The organism is Calothrix sp. CCY 0018, assembly GCF_963920925.1.
Classification (GTDB): Bacteria; Cyanobacteriota; Cyanobacteriia; order Cyanobacteriales; family Nostocaceae; genus Rivularia.
The window spans coordinates 31340-43412 of sequence record NZ_CAWUDI010000005.1; the positions used below are offsets into that span (position 1 = coordinate 31340).

The window sequence follows — 12073 nt, forward strand, 5'->3', positions numbered from 1 at the left end:
AGTTTAATCTATATAGTTTGATTTAGTGCAAATTGTTTTTACATAAATTGATAAAGGTAGGGAGCAGGGAACAGGGAGTAGGGAACAGGGAACAGTTAGGAGTTAAGAGTTAAAAATATTTTCTATACCAACTCTCAATCCAAAATCCAAAATAAAAACATCCGTTGTTAAAATCCGATGCCCAATTACCAATTATTAACAAGATGTACTAAAATCAAACATTTGAGTGATTTAGTAAATTGGGAGCAGTGATGCATGGCATCCATACGCGAATTGCACAATCAGTTAGTTAATAAAGAACGCTCTGCGGTTGAAATCGCACAAGTTGCTTTGAATCGCATCGAAAAATTGGAGCCGAAAGTTCACAGTTTCTTGCACGTAACCCAAGAAAAAGCCTTGGAGCAAGCGCGACTCGTGGATGCCAAAATCGCCGCAGGGGAAGAAATTGGTTTGCTCGCTGGAATTCCCATTGGTATCAAGGATAATATGTGTACCAAAGGAATTCGTACTACCTGCGCTTCAAAGTTTCTGGAAAATTTTATACCACCCTACGAATCAACCGTTACTCAAAAACTCATCGATGCAGGCGCTGTCATGGTGGGTAAAACCAACTTAGATGAATTTGCGATGGGTAGTTCTTGCGAAACTTCTGCCTATGGAACTACAGCGAACCCGTGGGATTTATCCAGGGTTCCCGGTGGTTCCTCTGGTGGTTCTGCGGCGGCTGTAGCGGCTCAAGAATGTACTGTTTCTTTAGGTTCCGATACCGGAGGTTCAATTCGTCTACCCGCATCTTTCTGCGGTGTAGTAGGAATGAAACCAACTTACGGGCTAGTTTCTCGTTATGGGTTAGTAGCCTTTGCTTCTTCCTTAGATCAAATCGGACCATTTTCTCGCACTGTAGAAGATGCAGCTATACTTTTAAGTGAAATTGCAGGACATGACCCCAAAGATTCTACTAGTTTAAAAGTTTCTATACCTAATTATACGGAAAGTTTAAGACCCGATCTAAAGCCCAGAGGAAAACTGCGAATCGGTATTATAAAAGAGACATTTGGTGAAGGATTAGACTCACAAGTTGAAGCAGCAGTCACCAAAGCCATAGATACCTTACAAGAATTGGGCGCAGAAATTCACATAATTTCCTGTCCTCGCTTCCGCTACGGTTTACCCAGTTACTACATAATTGCTCCATCCGAAGCATCAGCAAACCTGGCTCGTTACGATGGTGTTAAATATGGTTATCGCGCCGAAGAAGCAGATAATCTTTTATCCATGTATACTCGCACCCGCTCTACAGGCTTCGGTGCAGAAGTAAAACGCCGTATTATGATTGGTACTTATACATTGAGTGCGGGTTATTACGACGCTTATTATTTAAAAGCTCAAAAAGTTCGTACATTAATTAAACAAGACTTTGACAATGCTTTTAAACAAGTAGATGTATTAGCTTGTCCCACCGCACCAATCGCAGCATTTAAAACAGGGGAAAAAACATCAGATCCCCTCAATATGTACTTAACCGACTTAATGACAATTCCCGTAAACTTAGCTGGTTTACCAGGTATAAGCATTCCTTGCGGTTTCAACGACGAAGGAATACCAATCGGACTGCAATTAATCGGTAACGTACTTCGAGAAGATCAGCTATTTCAAGTCGCTTACGCATACGAACAAGCTACAGACTGGCATTTACGTACACCAGCTTTAATCAGTGAACAGTGAACAGTGAACAGTTAGGAGTTAGGGGTAATTAAGGTCAAAGGTTAAAGGTTAAAGGTTAAAATTCTCCTTGTCCCCTTGTCCCCTTGTCCCCCCATCTCCCCATCACCCCATCACCCCCTCTCCCTCACTCCCCACCGTTGGGTGTATAAGTAACTGTCTTAGGATTATTCGGGGAACCGAGGGGGACTGGTTCGTTTTGATTTACGGAAACAAGTACTGCACCTGCATTACCGGAACGTATTTCTAATTTTTCTTTGGCATTAAAGCTTTTTTTATCTCCTTTCTGCAATGTTCCTTCAAATACTTTTTTACCGTCGGTTATTACTCTTACCCACGATTCGTCTTTTACGTCTAAGCTAACTTTTACACCCTCAATGGGTTTTGGTGTTGGTGTTGGTTTTGATGTTGGTGTGGGTTTTAATGCTGCCTCTGTTGTCGAAGCTTTCGGTTTCGACTGGGTTTTTTGTTCCGAAGCGTTCGATGAATATTGACTTTGACTAACAGTTTGTTGTGCTGGTTTGGGACCTAATACGTAAAATAACCCCAAAGAAGCACCAATTATTAATAAAACGTAAGGTACTGCTAAAGGTATATATATATTTGATTTATTGCTTACATCGTTGTTGTCTTGAGGTTTTGGTGGAGGGCAAGCAATAGCCCCAAATTCTTGACTTATAGCCGTACCATCAATTCCTATAGCGTCTCCATAGCGACGGATGAATCCTTTAATGTAGACTGCTTCGGGTAATTCTTCAAATCTTCCTTCCTCTAAAGCATTTAAAAAAACAGGTCGGACAAGTATTTTGGCTGCTATTTGCTCTATGTCTATGCCTTTTTGTTCTCTTAACTGCTTTAATTTTGTAGTTATCTCTTTCAGTTTCTCCCCTTGTTCTTCGTTTAACAGATTCACTGTCTTCTCCCAGTAGTCTTTAATGTCTTATATTCAATAGAAAAATTACTGAACAAGATGTATTTAATACAACTTTTCACTCTAAATTATCAAAAATTATTTTTCAATAATACATTTTTATCGCCACGCTGCTTGCCTAAAAGCAGGTTGCGATCGCAGCATCCAAACTTTACATATCTTGCTTTTGCTCGCTTTTGCTCGAAATAGTTCTATGCCTTTGTGCCCAAGAAACTTAATTAAAAAACCTACACTTTACTTTGGACTAAAATACACTAATATGGCGATCGCCTGTTTTAATAATTTTTAATTTTCAATTGATAATCAACCAAAATTCAGAAACGCTTGTTGCAGTTAACTAAGAGATTATAGGTAGTTTGATAACTCAAATCTAATACAATTCTTAACAGATATAAGAATAAATTAATCCTAATGGTAGATGTCATTATAGCTTTTATTGGCTAATTTTTAAAATCAATTATCTCAACAATAGAAATCACATATTTTTTTAATATTTCAGGTAAGAAATGTTAGCTGAATTATCTAGCTAGCAATATAAACCAGATCATTTTCTAAGAAAAATTGTCATCCCTCTGAGGTAATACTTGTATCTAATATAAAACAATTTTCTTGAATAAACAATTTAGATGGTTATTTTTTCTAACTGCTTAGGATAATTTAACGTTCAATTAATAATCAATGGCTACATCAATCAGTTTTTCGATTCCTAGGTACAATAGAGAAATAAAATATACATTAAGCCTATTAATAAGGTAGAGATGGGTTTCTTGTAATGGTAGTAATTGCAATAATTGTGCAGAAATTGGGAACAAAAAAATACTTATGAAATCTAGACTATTAATGACGGATGATAGCAAAAAGCTTCTACTCTTAAGGTTATAATTTTTTTTTAAAGTATATAGGGTTTATACGCAACAATCCGGAAATGTCAATAAAAGTGAGAATAAATTACACAGGTAAAATTACGTTCTTGCTTAAGCACCCTTCATTTACTTTTGTAATTATGGTCATGACATCTATGTATTCTCTATCAGTTCCCGGACAATCCACAATTGAAATTTCTCAAGATGAATTGCGCTCGCTATTAAGTGAAATAGAAACAGAGCTACACAATAGTAAAGTTTATCGTCGTGCGATCGCGACAGTACAGAAGTTGCTCGGTCCTTCATCCGATCAAGCAAAGCTGCTGTTTAAAGCAATCGGCAGAGAAGCGATTGGTGTAGCTTTTCGTCAGCTTTCGTTACACAGTCAGACAGTTACAAATACAACTCCAGAAGTTGAAGAAGTTGAAGAAGAGATTGAAATAGAAATAACTTCGGAGCCACCAAGTAGCGATTTATCTAAATGTTTGACAACTGTCCCAGCATCGAATGCTACCGATATTGTCAAGCAAGAAGCTTGTTTCTCGAAGGAAACTGCAATAACAAGCACAATAGCAGCAAATCCTCAAATTAGCTCGAAAAAGAGTAATCCTTTAAATTGGCTCAAATCTGGAAAACCGAAACAAGCAGAAATTGCCAAGCAAGCTAGAGTTGAGCAGCGCTTAGAAAAGTTTCGCGAAATCGGTCAACAGTTAAAAAAAGGTAGAGAAGCGCGAGGACTTTGTATGAACGACCTGCAAATGTATACTCATATTCCGGTACGTCAGATGGAAGCTGTCGAAAAAGGTGACATGGAATCCTTACCAGCAGAAGTATATGTTCGCGGTTTCATTCGCGTTATGGGTAATGCTTTAGGATTTAACGGTACAGCAATAGCAGCATCTCTACCATCATCGGAAACACAAGAATCTCTGGTTCCTTCATTGTTTCAGTCCAATAAAACTCCAAAACTGGGATTAGATATCAGCCCGGTGCATTTGTATGTCGGTTATACAGCACTTGTAGCTGGTGCCGTTGGAGGATTATCTTTAGTACAACAAACCAAGGCTGAGAAACCAGTAGACAATCAGGTAACTCCTGCTTCCCAAGTCTCCGAATCATCCAAGCACAAAGAAATCAGTGCAAAACCAGGTATAAAGTCTAGTAATGCCGGGATAACTATTGGTTCTGATATTGCTCCACCAGAAGCTCTTTAATAGTTGGAAATTATTAGAACTTAATGGCGAATAATCCAACAGGTGATTGCGTGCGATCGTAGATTTAAAAATTTATGCTCAAAATTTATTCGTTCTACAGTCCACGCAATCTCAAATTACCGCGTTTTTTGCTTAATTTTTATGGTTAGTCGTCAAAGAGGCAATAGGGAACGGGGAACAGAGAAAAAAGGCGATATTAGTAATTGTCAGAGCGTTATTGAAGATAGCAATCGTTGTATACTAAGGGTTACAACCGTTTTGCTTCGATACTTCGGCATACTAAGTATTGCTATAAACTTATTTATTAATTTTAAAAAAATAGGACTTGCAATTCTATTGAAGTCGGCACAAATAAACGATATGTTACAAAATTTCAATTGACTGCAAAGCCTTACCTCTACTTTCTGTTCCCTATTCCCTGTTCCCTATTCCCTGTTCCCTTAATCTTAATTTATACCCAATTCACTATAACTCCCAAATTGTCATGCATCTTGGGAAGTATAAACTTGATCGTTATCGACGAAATTTACCGAAATATTAGTAATGCCTCTGGGGTGATAAAATTTGTTGAGGAATGTTTAATAATAACGCAGGTTTATCAAGAACAATCCTCATGCAACAAGCACCACCAGATAGAAATACATCCGAAGAAGAACGTTTTGAAGATGACTATTATTCATATTTAGAGTCACCTGAAAATACACCAAGATATAAACCCACAGTTTGTTTTTTAAATGACGCTTTTCCCCAAGAATCCTTCTCTTTATTAGATTTGGGATGCGGTAATGCAGCTTTGTGTAAATATTTGCCAGAACGCTGCGATTATTTAGGTATCGATCATAGCGATTTAGCAATTGAACGTTGTTCAAAGCTTTTTCCTCAAAATAAGTTTTTAGCTGCGGATTTATCGGTAATACTGCCTCAAATGGTTGAAAAAAACCAAAAATTTGATGCAATTGTTATGGCTGGTTTGTTATTTCACAGCACCGATAAAAATACTTTAGAAAAAAAAGACGACCAAGAAATCATTGAATTTTGCTTACAAAAGTTAGTCAGCGATCGAGGCTACTTAGTCATAATCGTGCCTTTTTGTTACGGCGATCATCCGAATCATACTTTATTTGCTCGCGCCGAGTTGTTGCAAAAATTGGTCAACTCAATGGTAGAAAAGGCTCAAGGAAACATGGTTTATGGGAATATTTCTTTGCTTACCGGCTTAGATGAAAGGGTTCGACAGCAGAAAACTACACCCGACTGGTTTGTAGCAGATAGCAATGCTGACTATGCCAATATCTATGTTGGAACATACATGGCAGCTTGGACATTTATCAGTTCGCTTCAAGCTGGGGTAAATCCTTATTCTTAATTCCTCAAGTAATGTAAGAGATATTGTAATTAAAGGAGAAAGATTTAAAATGCATAGCAGTACTGCACTTCCAATTACTGACATAAAAACGAAAGCAGCGATTAACTACGATAAAACCGAAAAACAATTGATCGAACTATTGTCAACGGAAGATTTAGATAATCGTTTAGAGGAACTGCATTCAGTAGTAAATAACGTCGAAAAAACCACAGACTTTGCCATAAAAGCAGCTTATCAAACAGCGTCGGGGGATGATGCTGCACATCTATTTTTGCAAAGGATACTTTATCGCATCAATCGTTTGAAGCTGTTTTGGTTCGATGATTTGCAAAGTTACGTAAACGAAGATTCCTTTTACCTGCAAAAGCTACGGTATCGAATTGAATCAGTTTGGCAACGATGGGAAATAGCTCAATTAGATGTAAAATCCTTTAAAGGAATAGATGTCAAAAAAGCATTGCACGAAAAAGTTGCAGCCGATATCGAACCACCTTTATCTGAAGATAATCTGTATTATCGCGACGAATTAACTATGGCTGGCTACCGTCGTTTGGTAGCAATTCATTCTCTCGATGGATTAGTGGAAGCGAGTCAAATTTCTCGGACTTTAGGTGGTGTAAGTAATGAAATCCACGCTGTATTGACGCGGTTGTTATTAGAAGAATACGGTGGCGGTCGTCTTGCTCGCAAGCATTCTTCTTACTTTATAACAATGCTGGAAAAATTGGGAATGGAAACTCAGCCAGAAGCATACTTTGATTTGGTTCCTTGGCAATTATTGGCAACAATCAATCATATGTTTGTGGTTACAGAACGAAAGAGCCATTTTCTACGCTACATCGGCGGACTTTTGTACGGAGAACTTTCCGTACCGTCGGGGTTACGTCCCTATCAAGGAGCCGCAAAGCGACTCGGATTATCAGCAGAAGAAACGAGTTACTGGGATATCCATATCAAAGTAGATGAACTACATGGAAAATGGATGTTAGATGATGCAGCCTTACCTTTAATTGATAAGTATCCGCAAGATGCTTGGGAAATACTGCTTGGCTACGAACAACAAAAGTTATTAGGTTCTCGCTCTCGTAAAGCCGTAACTCAAGCAGTGAGAGAAGCCGATAGGGAATAGGGAGATGGGGAGATGGGGTGATGGGGAGATGGGGTGATGGGGAGACAAGAAGACAAGGAGAATTATAACCTTTAACCTTAATGACTCCTAACTCCTAAGTCTCCATTCCCCACTTTCTTTCACAATGAAGTCATGATTTGAATTAGTTCAGAAGATAAATCAACCGTCGTTTGATTGCGAGTGAATAAAACTCCAGCCAAAAGATAGATGTTTTCTGAATAAAAAGCCAAACCTTTTTTCTGCATTTCCAAAATGGTGCTTTTGACTTTTGGTTCGGAACTGTAATAACCAAAGTTCAAGGGTGAAATCATAAAATTCCCAGTAGAATAACCCTGGGATATTGCATATTCAATCAAGCTTTGCGGATTAGAATAGCTAGACACCATCAGCAATACATTTTCATAACTCAAAGATAAAAGCTTTCTGGCAATTTCTGAACCATCGATACCACCATGCAATAATGGCTGATAAATATTATTATCTATTGCAGGAATATATGGTGGGTTTGATATCAGATACTCAGCATTCTTATTCAACGAACTAAAAAAGCTTTGATTTTTAACTATGTATTTACTATCTAGTTCGTGTTTGCGAACGTTAGATTTAGCTACTTCATAAGCTGATTCGTTTAATTCAAATCCATAGATTTTACCTTTGAAGTTCGTTTCAAGTAAAGAATTAATGACTGGAGTACCATCACCAGAACCAAATTCGACAAGAATTTCAGTGTTATTGCATTGTTTGAGTATTAGCTCTTTAATGCATTGAGAGTAGAATTCAGATTCTTCCGGGCAATAAAAGACTTCTTTTAAACTTTGTTGGGTAAGCATTAGAGCTATTAAAAAGCTACAAAAGATAATTTAATCTTTCATGAGTTATACTCACATCTACCCCAAGGAAGTTGTACCTATACATTAAAGAATAGAATTAGTAACTTAACAGAATATTTTTCTATATTTATTCAATAATACTGTTGCTAAATTGCACAAAATAATATATTTTAACTTGACTGTTGATTAACTATAAAAAATTTTAAAATTTTTAAAATTAATTAACCTAAATAAAAATCTTGTTCCCCGTACATTTAGTAATTTCAATTAAAAAACATTCTTTTCCCTCTGTTCCCCGTTCCCTATTCCCTGCTTTCTCTTTTCAAATCAGAACTAAATTATCCCGATGTACAACAGTTTCCGCACCTTGATAACCCAAAATTACGGGGATTTCACTCGAACGTTTTCCGCGTATTTTTTCTAGTTCGCTGCTACTGTAATTAACTAATCCTCGTGCGATTTCTTTACCATCGCGATCGCACAATTGTACGGCTTCGTTTTGCTCGAATTCTCCTTCTACTACTGTAATTCCCGCAGCTAACAGCGATTTTCCCCCACCAGAAATTGCTACTATCGCACCTGCATCCAAATATAATTTACCTTCTGGAACTAAGCCGTATGCTATCCACCGTTTGCGGGCTGAAGTTGGTTCCGGTTGCGGTTCAAACTGCGTACCTATCGATTTTCCCTGTATTATTTTTGGAATATTTGAGGGTTGTTTGCCATCGGTAATTACCGTTCTCACCCCGGCAGCAGTGGCAATTCTCGCAGCAGAAATCTTGGTTGCCATTCCACCCGTACCCCATTGAGAACCCGAAGATCCTGTTTCTACCTGTAATTTAGTCAATTCTTCAATGCTGCTCACCAAAGTTATCGGTTTAGCGTCAGGTACAGAGCGAGGATCGGCAGAATAAAGTCGATCTACATCCGTAAGTAAAAATAACCAATCTGCACGTACTAAACTAGCAACTAAAGCTGAAAGAGTATCGTTATCGCCGAATTTTAATTCTTCTACCGCTACGGTATCGTTTTCATTGACTACTGGAATAACGTCCAGCTTTAGTAATTCTTGAAAAGTATTGTAAACATTTAGATAGCGACTGCGCTGTACTAAATCGGTACGGGTAAGCAAAACTTGAGCTATGGGTTGTTGCAAACTGGTAAATAAATCGTCATAAACCCGGATTAATCTTCCTTGCCCAACTGCTGCAACCGCTTGTTTAACGCTAATAACTTTAGGGCGTTCGCTCAAACCCAGTCGCGCACAGCCTACACCCACAGCACCAGAAGAAACCAAAATTACTTTGTAATTATTTCGTCTTAAATTGCAAAGAGTTTCAGCCAAACTCGCAATTGTAGAAAGCGCTAACTGTCCGGTTTCAGGACGAGTCAAGCTAGAAGTGCCAATTTTAACAACAATTATTTTATTCATTTTTTACTATCATTTGTTACCCTGCGCTTTTTAGGAGTAATAGAGGCTCCCAAAATTTCGGATATCAAAACTTCAACATTACGTATGGGGTGAATACGCATAGCAGTATCGGGATGAATAATAGGTTCAACTAAAATAGAAAACATATCCAAACGATTCCCGACAACTACATCAGTAAAAAGGCGATCGCCAACCATTGCAACTCGATCTGCGGGTAAGTCCATCTGTTGAAGCGCTTGTCTAATCTTGCGTCGCGAAGGTTTCGCAGCACTAATATAGTAAGGTAAGTCAAGGGAACGAGCAATGGAGCCAATTCGGTTTTCGCTGATATTGTTACTTACCAGCCAAATTTTCACTAGAGGACGAATTTGATTTATCCATTCTTGTAGCTCATTAGAAGCAAAAGCTACAGTAACGGGTACAAGAGTTTCATCTACGTCTAACACTAATCCTTTGAGTTCATACTGCTGAATTATTTCTGGTGTCAGGTTTAAGATAGAACCTTCCAAAATCAAGTCGGGCTGCAAAAGTTTATTCCAATTCATAGCCAATATTTGACACATTAATGGCAATTATAGGGAATTAGTAATTATAAATGATTAATTACGATCGCAAAAAGAAACCAAAAAATAAAAATTTAAGATTAACTGCTCACTGTTCACTGTTCACTGTTAACTGTTCACTCTTCCACTGGTAAACCCAATACCACCAGAAAATCTTCATCGTATATTGCCTTATCCCAATTAGCTGCTGATTTAACTTGTTCTTCAGTTAAATTTTGAGCGTTGGTCAAATTAGTGCCGCTAAGGTTAGCATTCTTAATATTGACACCATCGAGGTTAGCATTGGTAAGGTTTGCATTTCTAAGGTCGGAACTATTAAGTTTTGCGTTGGTTAAATCCGCATTACTAAGGTCTGCATCTCTAAGATTTGCGTATCTAAGATTAGCATCCTTGAGGTCAGTATTAGGAGCAATTAAATAAGTTTTGAAACCAGTCATAGAGAAATTTTGAGGAAACTTAGTTTTCTCGTCGTACAAACAACCTTTAATGTATGCTCCTCTAAGGTCTGCACGAATCAAATTAGTACCCCTGAGATTGGCACTAACAAGATTAGCACCTCTAAGATCCGCGTCGCTAAGGTTGGAACCTCGCAGGTTTGCACGAGCTAAATTAGTATCTCTAAGGTTGGCGATCGTTAAATGGGCACCGCTTAGATGAGCATTCACCAAGTCAGCATCTTGAAGATTCGCATTAGGAGAAATCAGGTACATCAGATGATTGCCAGGTGTAAAATTCTTGGAAAACTTGGTTTTTTCGTTATATAAACAACCTTTAAGATTAGCACCAGCGAGTTTAGCATCTCTAAGATCCGCACCCCTAAGATTGGCACCAGCAAGTTTAGCATCTTTTAGATCCACACCTCTAAGGTCTGACTTTCTCAGATCCGCATTAGTTAAATCGGCACCGTTGAGATTTGCATTACTAAGGTTGGTATCCCTAAGATTGGCATCCCTAAGCTTGGCATGGGCAGAAATGCGATACATATTATAATCGTCGGGATTAAAATCTTCAGGAAATTTAGTATTTTCGTTGTATAAACTACCTTTAAGGTCGGCATCTTTAAAAATCGCGTTTTCTAAAAGAGCGCCTCTAAGACTAGTACTTCTAAGGTTGGCACTGCTGAAGTTTGCACCTCTAAGGTCTGCACTATTCAAATTTGCACCTTCAAGGTTAGCATTATTGAATTTAACGCCTTTAAAAATGGCATTACTTATATCAGCATCGCTAAGGTCAGCGTAACTCAGATTAGCTCCTCTAAATTTAGCTTCTCTAAGATCGGCACTACAAAGGTTAGCACTTTTCAAATTAACTTGACTCAGATTTATTTGTTGTAAATCTGTGTTTTCTAGATTTAATCTTTCTAAAGAAATCCCATAATCTTTTAAAAATTCTAAAGCTCGAATTCTTGCATAGCTTGTTGAAACTTTTGCTGCTGCGGCATGATCAATTACTTGCCAAGCTTCATATATTCTGGTTCTGATGCGTTCTGGGCTTTCTAAAACATACAAAAACGCTGCGGATAATATACTAAAACCTTGGACGTATTTTACTTGAACTACCGAAAATACTTGAGAACAAACTGATTGTGGATTATCACAATTAACAGCCTCCCAGTTTTCAAATCGATAAACTAATAACATTACTGCAAAAGCAATACTAAGAGCAAGTAATATACGCACGCAAACAGCTACAATTCTTCTTCCCCAAGAAAAAGATAATCCATCCATCCCTTAAAACTTCCCTACATTTCTACCCAGGCTCTAAATAAAGGTAATATATATTTATATATAATGTGTGTTGATTTACCTACAAATGCCCTTCGTATTTACAGTTTTATACTAATGGCAGGTTAAAGGTCAAAGGTCAAAGTTCAAAAGCCAAATAATAAACAACAGTTAGATTCTGATTGCTTTTGTATGTACGGCAATACTTTAATCAGTTATAAATCGTTAATAAACGTAATCTTTAAATCTGCTTTGATTGCTATAAAACTACGAAAATAATATATTATTCCCCATTACCA

The 12073-nt window shown here is 37.7% G+C and carries 9 protein-coding genes; 4 read left to right on the forward strand and 5 right to left on the reverse strand.

Features of this window, described 5'->3' with window-relative positions:
* Positions 1-255: 255 nt before the first annotated feature.
* Positions 256-1725 (forward strand): Asp-tRNA(Asn)/Glu-tRNA(Gln) amidotransferase subunit GatA, encoded by a 1470-nt coding sequence (gene gatA / locus ACM03V_RS05055; RefSeq protein WP_414619666.1) that lies wholly within the window; start codon positions 256-258, stop codon positions 1723-1725.
* Positions 1726-1849: 124 nt separating this feature from the next.
* On the opposite strand, the gene ACM03V_RS05060 is transcribed toward gatA, so the two are convergent.
* Positions 1850-2635, reverse strand: a complete 786-nt coding sequence (locus tag ACM03V_RS05060; protein WP_414619667.1) for a helix-turn-helix domain-containing protein — start codon at positions 2633-2635, stop codon at positions 1850-1852.
* A gap of 1027 nt (positions 2636-3662) precedes the next feature.
* Between ACM03V_RS05060 and ACM03V_RS05065 the strand changes: the two genes are divergently transcribed.
* The 3 genes from ACM03V_RS05065 (at position 3663) to ACM03V_RS05075 (ending at position 7225) form a co-directional block, all read left to right on the forward strand.
* Positions 3663-4730: a helix-turn-helix domain-containing protein gene (locus ACM03V_RS05065; protein WP_414619668.1), complete on the forward strand. Its 1068-nt coding sequence runs from the start codon at positions 3663-3665 to the stop codon at positions 4728-4730.
* 574 nt (positions 4731-5304) lie between these two features.
* Complete coding sequence (locus ACM03V_RS05070; RefSeq protein WP_414619669.1) at positions 5305-6096, forward strand: class I SAM-dependent methyltransferase; 792 nt, start codon at positions 5305-5307, stop codon at positions 6094-6096.
* A 49-nt stretch (positions 6097-6145) separates the two neighbouring features.
* On the forward strand, positions 6146-7225 hold the full coding sequence (locus ACM03V_RS05075) for an iron-containing redox enzyme family protein (RefSeq protein ID WP_414619670.1): 1080 nt from the start codon (positions 6146-6148) through the stop codon (positions 7223-7225).
* A gap of 119 nt (positions 7226-7344) precedes the next feature.
* Here the strand turns inward: ACM03V_RS05075 and ACM03V_RS05080 are convergent, their stop codons facing one another.
* The 4 genes from ACM03V_RS05080 to ACM03V_RS05095 form a co-directional block, all read right to left on the reverse strand.
* On the reverse strand, positions 7345-8055 hold the full coding sequence (locus ACM03V_RS05080; RefSeq protein ID WP_414619671.1) for a methyltransferase: 711 nt from the start codon (positions 8053-8055) through the stop codon (positions 7345-7347).
* Positions 8056-8377: 322 nt separating this feature from the next.
* Entirely contained in the window at positions 8378-9487 is a 1110-nt protein-coding gene (proB, locus tag ACM03V_RS05085; protein ID WP_414619672.1) for a glutamate 5-kinase, read from the reverse strand.
* Positions 9484-10032, reverse strand: a complete 549-nt coding sequence (locus ACM03V_RS05090; protein WP_414619673.1) for a YqeG family HAD IIIA-type phosphatase — start codon at positions 10030-10032, stop codon at positions 9484-9486. The genes proB and ACM03V_RS05090 overlap by 4 nt, the downstream gene beginning before the upstream one ends.
* 134 nt (positions 10033-10166) lie before the next feature.
* On the reverse strand, positions 10167-11777 hold the full coding sequence (locus ACM03V_RS05095) for a pentapeptide repeat-containing protein (protein ID WP_414619674.1): 1611 nt from the start codon (positions 11775-11777) through the stop codon (positions 10167-10169).
* Positions 11778-12073: the final 296 nt, after the last annotated feature.

Bases quoted from the DNA above. Each gene is read 5' to 3' on its own strand.
- ACM03V_RS05075 (WP_414619670.1), top strand. From the start codon at position 6,146: ATGCATAGCAGTACTGCACTTCCAATTACTGACATAAAAACGAAAGCA.
- proB (WP_414619672.1), bottom strand. From the start codon at position 9,487: ATGAATAAAATAATTGTTGTTAAAATTGGCACTTCTAGCTTGACTCGT.
- ACM03V_RS05065 (WP_414619668.1), top strand. From the start codon at position 3,663: ATGACATCTATGTATTCTCTATCAGTTCCCGGACAATCCACAATTGAA.
- ACM03V_RS05095 (WP_414619674.1), bottom strand. From the start codon at position 11,777: ATGGATGGATTATCTTTTTCTTGGGGAAGAAGAATTGTAGCTGTTTGC.
- ACM03V_RS05090 (WP_414619673.1), bottom strand. From the start codon at position 10,032: ATGAATTGGAATAAACTTTTGCAGCCCGACTTGATTTTGGAAGGTTCT.
- gatA (WP_414619666.1), top strand. From the start codon at position 256: ATGGCATCCATACGCGAATTGCACAATCAGTTAGTTAATAAAGAACGC.
- ACM03V_RS05070 (WP_414619669.1), top strand. From the start codon at position 5,305: ATGTTTAATAATAACGCAGGTTTATCAAGAACAATCCTCATGCAACAA.
- ACM03V_RS05080 (WP_414619671.1), bottom strand. From the start codon at position 8,055: ATGCTTACCCAACAAAGTTTAAAAGAAGTCTTTTATTGCCCGGAAGAA.